Source organism: Gallintestinimicrobium propionicum (genome assembly GCF_025567525.1).
Taxonomy (GTDB): Bacteria; Bacillota; Clostridia; order Lachnospirales; family Lachnospiraceae; genus Gallintestinimicrobium; species Gallintestinimicrobium propionicum.
The window spans coordinates 24,454-38,577 of the sequence record NZ_JAOQJY010000023.1; the positions used below are offsets into that span (position 1 = coordinate 24,454).

General features: G+C 41.8%; 17 protein-coding genes and 1 pseudogene. 1 reads left to right on the plus strand and 17 read right to left on the minus strand.

Translation table 11 applies throughout. The features are described from left to right. Positions 1-13: 13 nt before the first annotated feature. Together OCV62_RS14705 and OCV62_RS14710 are read right to left on the minus strand one after the other, a co-directional pair. On the minus strand, positions 14-358 hold the full coding sequence (locus OCV62_RS14705; protein WP_262587599.1) for a response regulator transcription factor: 345 nt from the start codon (positions 356-358) through the stop codon (positions 14-16). After that, a complete protein-coding gene (locus tag OCV62_RS14710) occupies positions 333-722 on the minus strand; it encodes a hypothetical protein (protein WP_262587601.1) in 390 nt (129 codons plus the stop codon). Before OCV62_RS14710 ends, OCV62_RS14705 begins: the two co-directional genes overlap by 26 nt. Positions 723-952: 230 nt before the next feature. Here OCV62_RS14710 and OCV62_RS14715 point away from each other — a divergent pair, with 230 nt between their 5' ends. Next, on the plus strand, positions 953-1,465 hold the full coding sequence (locus OCV62_RS14715; RefSeq protein WP_262587603.1) for a hypothetical protein: 513 nt from the start codon (positions 953-955) through the stop codon (positions 1,463-1,465). A gap of 309 nt (positions 1,466-1,774) precedes the next feature. Here the strand turns inward: OCV62_RS14715 and OCV62_RS14720 are convergent, their stop codons facing one another. The 15 genes and pseudogenes from OCV62_RS14720 to OCV62_RS14790 form a co-directional block, all read right to left on the minus strand. Then, positions 1,775-2,719 carry a nucleotidyl transferase AbiEii/AbiGii toxin family protein gene (locus tag OCV62_RS14720; protein ID WP_262587605.1) on the minus strand — a complete coding sequence of 315 codons (945 nt, stop codon included), beginning with the start codon at positions 2,717-2,719 and terminating at the stop codon, positions 1,775-1,777. Further along, positions 2,700-3,371, minus strand: coding sequence for a DUF6088 family protein (locus OCV62_RS14725; protein WP_262587607.1), 672 nt, complete (start codon positions 3,369-3,371; stop codon positions 2,700-2,702). Before OCV62_RS14725 ends, OCV62_RS14720 begins: the two co-directional genes overlap by 20 nt. 195 nt (positions 3,372-3,566) lie before the next feature. Further along, on the minus strand, positions 3,567-3,704 hold the full coding sequence (locus OCV62_RS14730; RefSeq protein ID WP_262587609.1) for a hypothetical protein: 138 nt from the start codon (positions 3,702-3,704) through the stop codon (positions 3,567-3,569). Between the two features lie 136 nt (positions 3,705-3,840). Beyond that, positions 3,841-4,101: pseudogene (locus OCV62_RS14735) on the minus strand (ParA family protein); the annotation flags it as partial. A 17-nt stretch (positions 4,102-4,118) separates the two neighbouring features. Further along, complete coding sequence (locus OCV62_RS14740) at positions 4,119-4,976, minus strand: ParB/RepB/Spo0J family partition protein (protein ID WP_330667408.1); 858 nt, start codon at positions 4,974-4,976, stop codon at positions 4,119-4,121. Positions 4,977-5,511: 535 nt separating this feature from the next. Further along, positions 5,512-6,420 (minus strand): radical SAM mobile pair protein B, encoded by a 909-nt coding sequence (locus tag OCV62_RS14745; RefSeq protein WP_262587612.1) that lies wholly within the window; start codon positions 6,418-6,420, stop codon positions 5,512-5,514. Beyond that, positions 6,408-7,097 carry a radical SAM mobile pair protein A gene (locus tag OCV62_RS14750; protein WP_262587614.1) on the minus strand — a complete coding sequence of 230 codons (690 nt, stop codon included), beginning with the start codon at positions 7,095-7,097 and terminating at the stop codon, positions 6,408-6,410. The genes OCV62_RS14745 and OCV62_RS14750 overlap by 13 nt, the downstream gene beginning before the upstream one ends. Next, a complete protein-coding gene (locus OCV62_RS14755) occupies positions 7,094-7,531 on the minus strand; it encodes a radical SAM mobile pair system MarR family transcriptional regulator (protein ID WP_118301868.1) in 438 nt (145 codons plus the stop codon). The genes OCV62_RS14750 and OCV62_RS14755 overlap by 4 nt, the downstream gene beginning before the upstream one ends. Before the next feature lie 114 nt (positions 7,532-7,645). Continuing rightward, entirely contained in the window at positions 7,646-8,023 is a 378-nt protein-coding gene (locus OCV62_RS14760) for an SdpI family protein (protein WP_117788293.1), read from the minus strand. A gap of 132 nt (positions 8,024-8,155) precedes the next feature. Beyond that, positions 8,156-8,866 (minus strand): succinate dehydrogenase/fumarate reductase iron-sulfur subunit, encoded by a 711-nt coding sequence (locus tag OCV62_RS14765; RefSeq protein ID WP_330598412.1) that lies wholly within the window; start codon positions 8,864-8,866, stop codon positions 8,156-8,158. Then, a complete protein-coding gene (locus OCV62_RS14770; protein ID WP_262587619.1) occupies positions 8,863-10,407 on the minus strand; it encodes an FAD-binding protein in 1,545 nt (514 codons plus the stop codon). Before OCV62_RS14770 ends, OCV62_RS14765 begins: the two co-directional genes overlap by 4 nt. Then, the gene (locus OCV62_RS14775; protein WP_262587621.1) at positions 10,404-10,943 is read right to left on the minus strand and encodes a pilus assembly protein PilX; all 540 of its coding nucleotides are present in this window, start codon (positions 10,941-10,943) and stop codon (positions 10,404-10,406) included. Before OCV62_RS14775 ends, OCV62_RS14770 begins: the two co-directional genes overlap by 4 nt. Before the next feature lie 10 nt (positions 10,944-10,953). Continuing rightward, on the minus strand, positions 10,954-11,472 hold the full coding sequence (locus OCV62_RS14780; protein ID WP_117483065.1) for a DUF6921 family protein: 519 nt from the start codon (positions 11,470-11,472) through the stop codon (positions 10,954-10,956). 16 nt (positions 11,473-11,488) lie between these two features. Then, positions 11,489-13,612, minus strand: a complete 2,124-nt coding sequence (locus tag OCV62_RS14785; protein WP_262587625.1) for a heavy metal translocating P-type ATPase — start codon at positions 13,610-13,612, stop codon at positions 11,489-11,491. 59 nt (positions 13,613-13,671) lie between these two features. After that, a complete protein-coding gene (locus OCV62_RS14790; protein WP_015512809.1) occupies positions 13,672-14,031 on the minus strand; it encodes an ArsR/SmtB family transcription factor in 360 nt (119 codons plus the stop codon). Between the last annotated feature and the right edge of the window lie 93 nt (positions 14,032-14,124).

A 14,124-nucleotide genomic window follows, 5' to 3' on the forward strand; every position in this document is an offset into this window, starting at 1 on the left:
AAACTCCTCTCTTTTACCCTTTTCCCTGAAGCAGCCGGGATACTGCCTCCCGCAGCTGATATTCCGTCACAGGCTTTACCAAAAAGGTGTCCGCCTGCATCCTGCGGCTTTGGGGTTCAAACTCTGCCTGGTCGCTGATCCACAGGAGAGGGACATCCCTGCTGTACCCTCGTATGCTCATGCAGAAATTCATCCCCCTGGCTCCGTCCTCCATGACCACCACAGCGTCATAAGGCCCATCCCGCTGCATGGCATAGGTACAAAACACGCCATTATCAAAGCGGTCTACTTTGCCCAGCTTCATCAGCAAAGCGGTTTCTTTTTCTTTCTGGCTATAACTGCACAGCGCAATTCGCATGTTCGCACCTCCATTTTGTGATGGGTTTTATCGCCTCATATAGCTCCTGATCGGAGCAGTCTGCCGGAAGAAACACAGGGATACGCAGGTGATACGCGATCAGGGCAAAGTTTTCATCATCACTCCACCAGACAAGCGGTACTTCCGGTGCCAGCCGCTTCGCCTGTATGGCCGCCTCCAGTCCCTTTGCTCCGGTCATGGCGATGACAACCGCATGGTAGCGGCTTCGCCGGAGTGCCTGAGCAAGCTGGTTCTCATTCCACAATTCGTCAATCGCAAGCTGCCCATCCCCATCAAAAAGGGAGCGCAGCCTGCTTTCAAACCATTCCACATTTCTCAGCTCCGTACAAAGTGCGATTTTCATGCTGAGCCTCCTTTCCTGAAAAGAAAAATAAAAAACCAGACCTTCTCATCGGAAAGTCTGGTACTATAATTAGGATAGCATCTTGTCAAGGGAAATGCAACCGACTTTGTTTAAGACGCAGGTTTCCTGTTTAAGACGCAAATTTTTTCCTGCGGTTTTATATTATACTAATAAATGATCCTACGGATCACAAGCCTTCCGAGCCATCCCGGGTTGGAAAGGATGATTCCATGGATATCGATAAAGACGATTTCCCATCGGAACAGGCAAACGGTGATACAGGGGAAGATACCGCTTTGCAGCTACCCCCTGAAGTGCAGACGATTGCCGGCGCTTCAGAGCTTACCGCTCCTGCCCGGAAGCTTTCGGAAAACAGGAAAGAGCCGGTGCAAAGCGCTATAACCGTTCCCCAGGAAGTCGCAGATTCCCAAAACTCTGCTTTTTCAGAGTTCTTCGATGAAACCACTGACCGGATTTCCGGCACACGCTTTTTGATGATACTGCAAACAGGGGAGCAAAGAGCCATCTTTTCCAAACAGGGAATCACTATCAGCATACCCAAAGACGCCTTGCCGGAGGGTATCCAAAACGAAGATCAAATTGATGTCATCATCCAAAAGGATACGGATGGCGGTTTTTCTTTTTCGTTTTCCATCAATGGAACTGTGCTCAACTCCCTGCCGGATAGAACTTCAAAAGTCATCGGTGCGCTTTCTGGTATCCGGCTGGGCATTTTATCCTGACGCACTTTTGACCCCGGAAGAAATACGGGATGAAAGCCATTATATGCGCTACCTTTCCATTGGAGAGCAGACCAATAAGACCTGATGGATGGACTTTGAAATAGATTTTTGCAACCTTTCGCACTTTTCTATTCCAATATTAGTATATCCAAAGCAGAATAAAACATGAAATACCACATCAGGCAGTCCCTGTTCATCAATAACCTTCTGCATTTGATCACGCAGGTGGCTTTCTCCGATAGGAGAACCAAGGAAAAAGCCAGACACTGCTTTTCAGTATCTGGCTTTTTATTGTAGATTTTTAATAACCTATTCACCTATGGAAGCAAACAGGTGACTGATAAATTCAAATGCCTGAATTGCTTTTTCAAAGCTCTGCCGATTGGATGTGTAGAGCAGATCTTCATGAAGAGTTTCATATCTTCCACGAATTTCATCGTTGAAATACTGTTTCCAGTTTTCAAAGGCATATGCCCCCAACGGATCATAATCTTCAGAAATATTACGTTTCTGAAGATAGAAGCTGTCCGTTTCTTTTGTGAGCTTTAGAAGCTGCTTCAGCCGTTCGGTATTATTCAGGAAATCCTGAATGTCACTGCGATCCAAAAGTACCGTAACATCATATATGTGACGCACTTTTCTTGGAAGAGTTCCGCAGATTGCATGCCTCTTGACTGACATTACCTTATCCAGGAACGTTCGTGTTATATCAAGTGTATTTACCTTGACTTCCTGCAGATCAAATTCGGTCACGACATCCTGCATGCCTTTCTCTTCGAGATATTCCTGAATATAAGTTTTCATGCTTCTCTTTGAAAAAGGATCCGGTCTTACACTGGAACCAATCTCCAGTTTTACCCGGCAGGTTTCCTTGCTTTCATTTTCAGGCCAAACAAATGCACTTTTGTTTCGGTCATTACGTTCATCTTCAATTTTCTCCATCAAAAAACCGGCTGAGATAGTATCTTCAACTCGTTTCAAAGCCTTGCTGTATTTCTTATTAGTCATATCTTCTACAGGTATGAATGTCAGATCAATATCTTCGGAAAAACGATTGATAGATCCTGGATAACATTTGCTGAGAGAAGTTCCTCCCTTAAACACACAAACTTCGGCGTATTCGCTGTTTTGAAGGTTTTGCATCATTTGAACAATATAGTAATCCCTGCGAACCGCATCAGCAGGAACTCCTATATAATCTGCTACAATGGCAATCAGTTCTTCAAATTCTTCTTTATGCTCGTGCAGGTTCATAGAATTCCTCCATTTCTGGAATTGCATACGATGAGAGGGCTGATAAAAACTGGTGCAATGTGTTTTCAACACCAAGATAATTCAGAAAGCGCTCCAGAAATGCAATCGTAGATTTCTTATACTTCCGATTTTTCAGGACAAACACCGCCGCAGTATCAGAGTATTCCGTCGCAAATTCTCTCATATATGCTGCTAATGCAGATTTTCTGATATCTTCAATGGACTTATAGTTCTGAAGAATCTCCATAGTTTCAATTACCGGAATCGTCTCCTGCGTCAAATCAATCCCACTGTTTGTCACACAAATATTTTGGATATTTTTCTTTTGTTCTGTAACAGCAGAAGAAAGAACCTCAACCCGTTTGCTTATCTGTGTTGTTAAGCCCTTTTGATTGTAAAGTCTGTAGCCAATTACAATTCCCCGGCCATTGTTCGTATAGTGACCAATAATCTCTTTTTCACTGATTGGAATTGTTCCAAAGCGAGATTTCTTTGGTCTGTAATAAAGACCCTTGGTAAGATGTACAAGGGAACCTTGTTTGCTCATTCTTTCCAATGTTTTATAGTAGGTCATTTCAGGAACAGTGCCGAACGATTTTTGATATAAAATGCTTGCTTCCAAAAGCTTGTTCTCAGGCTCCTGTTCGATCACAGTTTCAATATACTTTGCATAGCTATTCATACGACACCTCCTCAATCTCATTATATGTCAACTTTCCAATATGTCAAGTAGAATTCAATTTTACTTGATCGTTAGCAACTGTAATGATATCTTACCCTGTTGATAGCTAATTTATACAGCATCATGATCCCGCCACTAATGCAGAATCGAATCTCTGACCTGTTTTTAATTCAAGCTCTTCGCCAGGCTCGTCAGCAAAGCCGTCATCTCCGGATTTCTCAGAACCTTCATCAAAAGTTCCGCATCCACCCCTTCCGGAACAGCCACCGTGTTTGCTGTCTGATCAGCATCTGCACCATTCATCCTGTACCCTTCTTGCTGACCTTTTCTATTGGTAAATCCCATTAAAGAATTTATGCCTGTATTCTGTACTGACCCATTGAAAAATTATCCGAACCTTTCTAATGTAACTCAGCAAAGTGTAATTTCTATAATGAATGATGCCTTCCTTATGATGAAGGATTGTTTTTTCAATATTCAGTTTTTCATCATTTACAATATTCATCATGAGTGTTGCCAGAGAATACTCCATTTCATCCGGCTCCTCATATCCAGGGCTGATTGTCAGACTTCCCTGTGGATCTCCGTCTATCAGCAGAACTTTCTTTCCTTCCTGAGCCAGACCTATCCCCAGATTCACACATGATACGGTCTTTCCGACTCCACCTTTTTGATTTGATACTGCAATAACCTTACACATAACCTTTCCTCCTGTTTTTAATAATTCAGTACATACAATTTCAAAAGTTCAATTATTTCTCTCTTCATCTGTTCCGTAGAATAAATCTTTGGAAAATACTTATGAAGCTGATCATTCTTAAACACTACCCGGTCCGTTTCTTTCTGCTTTATTTCGCTTAGAATATCTTCAACTCTCTGGGTTGTTAGTTTCCCATCAGCACTCAGCTTTTTCATACGCATTGCCTGCGATAACGATGGCGTGCATAATGTTAATTCCATAGCATCAAGTACATCCTTCTGCTCTTTTTTCTTTAGATATGCTATCTGCACAGCCGGAGTAAATCCCATTGAACCATCATCTACCTTTTCCAATAATTCAGGAATCAGATCAGCCAGCTTGATATATCTCTGTACCTGCTTAGGACTGTCTCCAGTTTCCTCACTAATAATCTCCAATCCCTTTTTCCCTGAATTGTGGTCAACTTGGCCAGCTTTCCTTCTTCCTGATTTTCTTTTGAGCACATCATATTTCATCTTATAGGCAAATGCTTTTTCACTCGGTTGGATTCTTTCTCTTTGCAAGTTTGAATCTACCATTGCGATAACTGCCTGATCATCTGTCATGTAGCGGATTATCGTAGGTACTTTTCTATATCCCAGTTTTTCCGCTGCAAATATTCTTCTATGACCTGATATGATTTCGTAGTATCCTTCCTTTCGTGGTCTCACTATTACCGGAGTTATTATTCCGTATTGCTTGATACTGTCCTGAAGATCTTTCATCTGGCTATCCATTTCCACTCGAAACGGATGGTTTTCAAATACTCTTAGCCGTTCAATCGCTATTTCAACGATCTTTTCATTTGGATCCATCTGATCCACTTTTTCTGCCATAGGCATCCTCCTTCTTCCTGAAATAAAAAAATCCGCCCAGATTAGAACCTAATCTAATCTGAACGGAATACTCATTCAGGCTTGATATTTTCCAAGCAGAAATATTTTTTATCATCACCCTTTTGTTAGCTACAAGAATTTACAACCTTTTACACCAGCTGCATTATAGCTTTTCATTCCTGTTAGCAAATCTACAATATTTTTACTGTTAGCAATTTGCATTTTCTGTTAGCAGAAATGTTCATTTTTTGATTTGCTGTTAGCAGAAAAACAACAAAAAAACGGCAATGATTTTTCTCTCATTACCGCTTAAAATAGAGCGTTCCCTATAGGAATCGAACCTACAATAGAGTCTTAGGAGCTCGAGATACCACTGTAAATACATACAATGATTAGTCAACCTAAGTCAAGGAAATCCTTGGTTTTCTTATTAGATTAACTATATTATAACGTGCTGTAGGTCGGATGTCGATGTTTTTTTGACCATATTTATTGTTTTATATGTTACTTCTCTATTAGTTCTGCAAACTTAAAGTTAGCGATTTCTTTTTCCGGTATTCTCTGTCCCACGGATTTCCTCATGATAGAAATAATCTACGATCACCGGATGTCCCTGCGGGACTCTGCCATAAGGCATTTCATTATCCACAAAGGCACAATCATACTTCTTAGCCATTTTCTCAGCTTTTACTTCAAGTGCTTCAAAGTAGCTGCGGTTATGCTTGTTATAGATCTCGTCGTAAAGTGGTACAAGGTCAGGATATTTTCCGGCGATATAATCCATAACCGTCTTCTTGAAGCCGCCCCGAAGATTGAGGTTTTCGAGCCAGAACAGATCACACTGATCCTTTACCCGCTCAAAGATGGCTTCAAAATCCGTGATGCCGGGGAATACCGGAGATACGAAACAGACTGTACGGATACCTGCATCATATACTTGCTTCATAGCAGCGATGCGCCGCTCAATGCTCGAAGCAGAGTCCATATCGTTCTTGAAATTTTCATCCAGTGTGTTGATCGACCATGAAACGGTTACACGTCCAAGGTTTTTCAGCAGATCAATATCCCGTACCACAAGATCAGACTTTGTGCAGATCAAAATATCTGCGTCACTGCCGATCAGCTGCTCCAGAAGTTTTCTGGTATTCCCGAATTGCTCCTCCTGTGGATTGTAGCCATCCGTCACAGAACCGATGACCACACGCTGTCCGGCATATTTCTTCGGATTTTTAATTTCCGGCCAATGCTTCACATCAAGGAAAGTGCCCCATTCCTCCGTGTGTCCGGTAAAGCGCTTCATAAAAGAAGCATAGCAATACTTGCAGGCATGTGTACAGCCTACATAAGGATTGACCGAGTAACCGCCTACCGGCAGACTGGACTTGGTCATGATGTTCTTTGTTTCCACCTCACGAATGAGGATTCCATCGATTACTTCTGCCATGATCTCTGCACCTCCAACACTTTGTTGAATTCCTCCGGCATTTCCTGAATCATATTTTCATTCCCTATGATAGGGACAAGGTCTTCCTTCATAAACACCGGAATGCCGAGTGCGTGTGCCTGATCCGCCAGAGACCATGCCCATTCCGGCTCCGTATGAATCTTCCTGCTCTGAGCTCCGGTCATGGTGCCGACAACGATCCAATTGATTCCGGAAAGGTCAACTGTGCCGGGATCATCGAATAACGGCTCAAAGGTAACATGGTAATGTTTTGCTCTGACGTTTTTCCGAAGGGCGTCGATACGCCACAGTTCTGCTTTCCTCGTCACCGTAACGCCAAACCATGCGTTTTCCAGATCGGTATCAAAATCCAGCAAATCAGGTCGCTTGGTAAGGAACAGGAACTGATGCTGTGGATTTTCACGGATTTTTGCAAATACCTCGTCTCTCCATTCCGGCTTCCATCCGGAGAGATCGCTCATCCCGGTAAGAAGAAAGTTCTGCGGACGTTTCTTTTCCATCATCTTGAGCTTACCCGGAAAGAATTCCGGGTCAACGAAGTCATCAATCATATGCCAGCGTTTCACGTTGTTGCGGGCATAGCAATATGTACACCCCACTGTGCAGCCGATGACGATATTCATGTTCTGAATCTGATCTTTGATACAAATACTCATGACTTCTGCCACTCCTCAAGATTCTTTCTGATGCGGTCGAGGCATTCCTCAAACCGGGTAATTTCTTCCTTTGAAAAACCTTTGTAGTAAATATTGCCCATCTCATCAGATACAGAATCATACTCGCCCTTTAAGGTATGTGCTTTCTCAGTCAGAAACAGGAGTGTTTTCCTTTTGTCCGTTTCAGACTGAACACGGCTTATCAGCCCTTGATTTTCCATTCTTTCCAGCATCGTAGTAAGAGATGTTATCGCTAATCCGCATTTAGTCGAGAGTGACCTGATTGAGATACCATCCTCCTGCCACAGCACATAAAGAATACGTCCCTGGGCTCCATTAAACGCATCAATATTCTTTTCACTGAGAATCTTCTCGAAAATCCGGTCTCCAAGCTGTTTTATTTTGGTGACAAGAAATCCTCCATTCATTTCCATGCAAAAGCTCCTATATAGTAGTTTATCAAAAACATACTATATAGGAGCTTTATTGTCAAGAGTTTATATGTCTTAATAGGTAAATTCCGTTTTTTCAATTCTCCAAACTTGAAGTTATCGCTTTGTTCCATCCTCATTGAAATTGTTTTTTAATGACTTTTCCGTCGGGAAAATAGAGCCTATTAAAAATACCAGTTGTATTACAATGATAATAATGCTTAATATTCCTATTGTATCATCACTTGCTCCATAAAAAGGAATATGTATAAGCATTGTAGGTCCCAACAGACCAATACCGACTTTCCACCAAAGTTTTCCTGCATGGTCATGTGCAAATCTCCAAGTATCCATATTTATCATTGACATCTTAGTTCGGTATCCCACAACTCCATTGATCTTCTTTGGACAATGTTTCCACATCATTCTGCCCGCAATTATCATAATCGCTGGAATAAGACAATCACATATCAAAATAAACCACCAAAACCACATACTGTTTTCTCCTCAAATACATAATTTGTTTAAGAAATTACTGCATTCTGTCTCCTGTATGCATCATTATCTTAAAAGAGAATCAAGTTTTTGATTCTCTTCATACATTCATTATAACTTTTATCATCCATTTTATCTGCCCCAAACAGCCGCTGCATTCGACCTTACAAGCAGTTCTTCCACAGGCAGACCAATCGGACAAATATCATGACAAGATAACGACTTCCCGCATCCCTCAAAATATTTCTTCTTATATTCAGCAGAAATCTCATTCAAATGAGTGCTTTCCTGTTCTTCATTCAGAATCCGAAATGCGTTGACTGCAGCAACAGCGCCTGCGAAAGTCCCATTTGCAGAGAAGTTAGGACACACTTCAAGGCAGCAGCCACACATCAGACAGCGTGCCGACTGGTATCTCGGTTCATGTGTCCACGGATTCATATAAGCTTCACTTTCAAGCCAAAGGTTCAGTTTTTTCAAATTTTCAAACAGAATTGACCGGTCAACGATCAAATCTCTTACAAGAGGAAATTTGCTTAAAGGTTCCAAGGTGATTGTAGAACCTTTTAACGTATGTAGAAATGTAGAGCATGCCAGCCTCGGACGTTCGTTAATCAGCATGGCGCAAGCCCCACATTTTCGCACCATGCAGCTACATTCCCAGCTGATGGGAGTAACTATATTTCCTGAGTTATCTTTCAAAGGGGTTCTACTGTTCAATTCCTTTAGAACAGTGGCAACAGAGCTGTTTTTGCTTCCGTCATACTCAAATTCCTGCCAATAACTGTCTGATTTCTGACTCTCCTGCCGCCTGATTCTTATTTTATATACCAAGTGAATCACCGCCTTTCTGGAACAGGTACAAAGGAAATCTGTATCTGCTTTCCATCAAATCTGGCTACCGTTGTTTTAAGGTAATCATCGTCATTGCTCTTCGGATAATCCTCCCGCCAGTGTGCACCACGGCTTTCTTTTCTTGCAAGAGCACTCTTTAGAACTGCCATGCCAAGCAATGGAAGATTTCCTGTCAGCGCTTGTACCGTTTGAATCCCATTTAACAACGTATTCTCATTTCTGACAACGCCCATAGTCTCCTGCATCACTTTGTTTAATTGCTTTATTTCTGAAATTTGAGACGCTGGTGGAAAATCTATCTGTGTCGCACAAGATAGATCTACTACATCTGCCTGTTCGCATGCTGATTTTGCCGCAACACGTCCTCCGTATAACGCTCCTAACAGAGAATTTCCACCAAGACGGTTGGCACCATGATATTGGGCACAGCATTCTCCGGCAGCGTAAAGATTCTGAATCGGCGTTCTGTGCTGCTCATCCACCAGAATGCCTCCCATAAAATAGTGAATTCCCGGTAAAACAGACACCGGTTCCTTTCGTATATCTTTATGCAGATAGGTCATACAATCGTCTGCCAGACCAGATAGCTTATTTGAAATAATCTCCTCCGATATTTCCGTCATGTCAAGAAATACCTCTGATTCATGGCTGACCTTCCATATCTCTCTGGCGGTAATATCTCGTGGCATCAGATTTCCAAGCTCCGGGTATTTTTCCTCCATGAAATACCATTGTTTTCCATCTTTCATGGCAAACAACCTGCCACCTTCCCCTCTGGCCGCCTCGCTGATGAGCATGCGTTTTCCACCACATTTCACAGTTGTCGGATGATACTGGATCATCTCGCCATTTGCCAGAGGAACACCAAGCCGGAACAATTCTGCGGTGACTTCTCCTGTATTGCTCAGCGAACCCGTTGTATTTCCAAACAATCCGTGCATACCACCGGTGGCAACAATAACCGCATTCCCCGGTAATTCCACAGTCTCCTGACTGTATTCATCCCTGATTACGCAGCCACAACAAATATTGCCACACAGACGAAGTGTTAGGAAAGAATGATGGCTGAACCGTTCTACCATACCAGATGCTTCTTTCCTGCGAACAGCGTCTATCATAGCTGTCATGATCTGCTTCCCGGTATCGCTCTGTGCAAAAGCAGTCCGTTTCTTTTTCTGCCCGCCAAAATTTCGCAGATCCACATCATCATAGCCACTCATGTTAAATTTAACTCCAAGTTTTAGCAGCCAGTGCACCAGCTCCGGTGCTGCCTGTGTCATTCCCCAAACTGCATTTGGATCTGCCAGACCACATGCTGCCTTTATTGTATCTGTAAAATGTTCTTCGGGACTGTCGTTTTCATCTTTTGTATTCAAAGCTGTGTTGATACCGCCCTCCGCCATAACAGACTGTGCCCGCTCTGACGGAAGGGAGGAAACCAGTTTTACATTGCATCCATTTTCCGCTGCCTGCAAAGCCGCTGAAAGTCCTGCCAGTCCAGCACCTATAATAATAATTATCTTACTCATAGATATTGCCACCCAATATAATATAAAATAACCGCTCCCGCTATAAAAAGAAGAAGCACCGAAAGGATCAAATAAATATCGCTCCTTCGTTCTTTATAACTAATGATTCCCAGTGATACGAGCAATGGGCGTATATTGATAAAAATATGAACAAAGATTGCCGCTACGAACAAAAGCTGAGTTACCATCTTTACCGTTGTAAAAGGGAACAAAATATATGTCCCATTCTGCACCTTTCCAAACAAGCCAATATGGAATAACAGCAGAATCAGTATTGCCAGCCCACTGGCTCGTCTCGCCCAGAATATGACGTTTTGTTTCAGATACATTTTTCCTGATTGCTTCGCTGTCTGTAAACTCTGAACTGTCAGGATGACACCAATCACCGTATGCACAACAAGAATACCAACACCAATCCATGCAAGAAGTTTCCCTGCACTACTTCCAACTCCGTTCAGCATAAAGCTGCCCATGATTCCATGAATCATAAAAATGAGAAGCATTAAAACAGACAAAATCGTATTCCATTTTCTCATAAATTCCCGCTCACCTCATTTCTTCGCTGTCCATGATCATATAGTCCATCTGTGTTAGCGTTGTAACGTCAATAAAATCATCCGATGCCAGGAATACATCATACTTTCCACTTACCACTCTTGATAGCATCATTGTGTTACTGTACTCTTTCAAATCTACGGAAAAACCTGCCTGTTTCAACCTGTCACAGAGTTTCTTAGCATAACTGACGAGCGGATAATCCGTCTCAGATACATATAACCGAAAACTAATGTCCGTTTTCATGAGATTTGTTTCATTTGTTTCCGAATCGTCCAGTGCCAATTCTTTTAATTTATTCCGGGTGTTCTCGTTGTCGAGACCATCTGACATCATATTAATACCGAGAACATAAGAGCCTTCCAACTGTGCGGAGGCTTGAGCCGCCTTTTTTGACTTCGGTGTTGCTCCTGTGACTGCATCAATCATAGAAGGCGGTGAATGTAAAATGACACCAAAACCTACAAGAAAAACAATCGTAACAACTAACAGAATCAGTTTTCGTTTCACATTCCCACCTCATTTCCTATTTTTTCAAAATTCTCATTGCGTTCAAAACAGCAATTATGGTAACGCCTACATCACCAAATACAGCTTCCCACATTCCCGCAATACCAAGAGCGCCAAGAATCAGGAACACACTCTTAATCCCAAGAGCAATCACTATATTCTGCATGACAATCTGTTTTGTCGCTTTTGCTACTTCAATCGCGTCCACCAGCTTAGACGGTTCATCTGTCATCAGAACTACATCTGCTGCTTCAATGGCCGCATCCGAACCAAGCCCACCCATTGCAATACCAACATCTGCACGGGCAAGGACAGGAGCGTCATTGATACCATCACCAACAAAAGCCAATTTGCTTCCCGGTCTCTTTTTACTATCTAAAAGCTCAACCTTTTCCACTTTTTGGTCAGGAAGCAGCTGTGCATAATATTCATCCAACTGCAATTCTTCTGCAACGGACTTCCCAATTTTTTCATCATCACCGGTAAGCATGACTGTTTTTTCCACGCCGATATGTTTCAGGTCAGAAATTGCTTTTTTACTGTCCGGCTTCACTTCATCTGTTATCAAAATACATCCTGCATATTGACCATCTACAGCCAAATAAACTTTTGTACCTGCGTTTTCACAGGTTGTGTACTCTATACATTCTGTATCCATAAGTTTCGTATTGCCAGCAAAAACTTTCTTTTCCCCTGCCATTACACTGATTCCATATCCTGAAATTTCCTTATAATCAGAAATCACTGACTGATCAATTTCTTTTCCATAAGCAGCAAGAATGGATTTTGCAATAGGATGGTTAGAAAAACTCTCTGCCTCTGCCGCATACTCCAGAACCTGTTCTTTTGAAAATCCATTTGCAGGCAAAATATCCGTCACATTGAAAACACCTTTTGTAAGTGTTCCGGTTTTATCGAACACAATAACGCTGACATTATTAAGTGCCTCTAAATAATTGCTTCCTTTTACAAGAACACCTCGTTTAGATGCTGCACCAATGCCGCCGAAGAAAGTCAGCGGGATTGAAATAACCAATGCACATGGACAAGATACCACAAGGAAAACAAATCCTCTGCGAATCCACTCTGTCCAGCCTCCGCCAAGAATGATCGGTGGCAGAATCGCCAGAAAAGCTGCTAAGATTACAACCACAGGTGTATAATAACGTGCAAATGTAGTAATAAAATTTTCTGTTGGTGCTTTTCGGCTTGACGCATTTTCCACAAGATCAATAATCTTTGAAGCCGTAGATTCACCAAATGCTTTTGTTGTCTTAATCATTAAGACACCCGTCTGATTCATACAACCGGAAAGTGCTTCGTCTCCTTTATGAACACTTCTCGGAACCGATTCTCCAGTTAAAGCCCTCGTATCCAGCATAGAATCTCCATCCAATACCACACCGTCTAATGGGATTTTTTCACCAGGCTTTACAATAATAATCTCACCAATGGCAACACTTTCAGGAGATATGGTAATCAATTCTCCGTTCCTTCTGACTGTAGCACAATCCGGACGTATATCCATTAAATCTGATATAGATTTTCTGGAACGCTCAACAGCCAATGACTGGAAAAATTCACCAACTTGATAGAACAGCATAACAGCAACTGCTTCCGGATATTCACCAATGACAAAAGCACCAATCGTAGAAACGCTCATTAGGAAATGTTCATCAAACACACGTCCCTTTGAAATATTCCTCACAGCCTGCCATACAACATCCCCGCCAAGAATAACATAAGAAGCAATGAGAAAAGCTAACTCGATAGGCAGTGGCACTTTCGCAAAAACAGTCAATGCCATACCAATAGCATAGATTGCTGCACCAATCTCTAAACGAACTGTCAACTTCTTATCCTCATTGTTATAGGATTCATTGGCCTCCTGCTTTTTTTCCGGTATATAAGATTCCTGTACAATTTCAGAAACTTCCACATCTGGCTCATGACTATGAACAATCGTTTCAATCTGACTGGCTATCGTATCTGCGGCTGTCTGAGCAACATTGATTGTAAGCGTCTGCTTCATCAGATTTACCACTGAGGATTGCACTCCATCCAACTCTCCGACTTCTTTTTCAATTTTTGCGGAACAATTTGGACAGTCCAACCCTTTTAATAGAAATATGCGTTTCATGATAATCTCCTTATAATTTGTTTAATTGTTCAATTACTCAACTATAATGTTAAAAAATATTATTTCTGCCAAAGATGCTCAAATCCCTTGTCAATAATCTCTTTCACATGATCATCTGCCAGCGAGTAGTAAACTATCTGTGCTTCTTTACGGAATTTTACCAGATTCGCTAGGCGTAATGCCTTTAACTGATGCGAAATTGCAGATTTTGTTACCCCCAGTAGCACTGCAAGATCACATACACACATCTCACTCTGTTCTAGAGCGTGTAAGATTTGTACTCTAGTTCCATCTCCAAATAGCTTAAACAAAGAAGCCAACTGGATATAATCATCTTTTGGCTGCATCTTGGATTTCACATCATTCACAATATCCTCATGAATTACATCGCAATTACAAATATAAGACGTTTTTGACATATATTCACCTCAAAATAATAATAGTTGAACAATTACTCAACTATTATTATATTTATTTTTATATTTGTGTCAATAAGCTGATGTTAGTTCCCC

Coding starts and splice junctions, on each gene's coding strand:
- OCV62_RS14745 (WP_262587612.1), bottom strand. CDS start 6,420: ATGGCAGAAGTAATCGATGGAATCCTCATTCGTGAGGTGGAAACAAAG.
- OCV62_RS14785 (WP_262587625.1), bottom strand. CDS start 13,612: ATGAAACGCATATTTCTATTAAAAGGGTTGGACTGTCCAAATTGTTCC.
- OCV62_RS14790 (WP_015512809.1), bottom strand. CDS start 14,031: ATGTCAAAAACGTCTTATATTTGTAATTGCGATGTAATTCATGAGGAT.
- OCV62_RS14710 (WP_262587601.1), bottom strand. CDS start 722: ATGAAAATCGCACTTTGTACGGAGCTGAGAAATGTGGAATGGTTTGAA.
- OCV62_RS14705 (WP_262587599.1), bottom strand. CDS start 358: ATGCGAATTGCGCTGTGCAGTTATAGCCAGAAAGAAAAAGAAACCGCT.
- OCV62_RS14760 (WP_117788293.1), bottom strand. CDS start 8,023: ATGTGGTTTTGGTGGTTTATTTTGATATGTGATTGTCTTATTCCAGCG.
- OCV62_RS14715 (WP_262587603.1), top strand. CDS start 953: ATGGATATCGATAAAGACGATTTCCCATCGGAACAGGCAAACGGTGAT.
- OCV62_RS14770 (WP_262587619.1), bottom strand. CDS start 10,407: ATGAGTAAGATAATTATTATTATAGGTGCTGGACTGGCAGGACTTTCA.
- OCV62_RS14775 (WP_262587621.1), bottom strand. CDS start 10,943: ATGAGAAAATGGAATACGATTTTGTCTGTTTTAATGCTTCTCATTTTT.
- OCV62_RS14750 (WP_262587614.1), bottom strand. CDS start 7,097: ATGAGTATTTGTATCAAAGATCAGATTCAGAACATGAATATCGTCATC.
- OCV62_RS14740 (WP_330667408.1), bottom strand. CDS start 4,976: ATGGCAGAAAAAGTGGATCAGATGGATCCAAATGAAAAGATCGTTGAA.
- OCV62_RS14720 (WP_262587605.1), bottom strand. CDS start 2,719: ATGAACCTGCACGAGCATAAAGAAGAATTTGAAGAACTGATTGCCATT.
- OCV62_RS14755 (WP_118301868.1), bottom strand. CDS start 7,531: ATGGAAATGAATGGAGGATTTCTTGTCACCAAAATAAAACAGCTTGGA.
- OCV62_RS14730 (WP_262587609.1), bottom strand. CDS start 3,704: ATGAATGGTGCAGATGCTGATCAGACAGCAAACACGGTGGCTGTTCCG.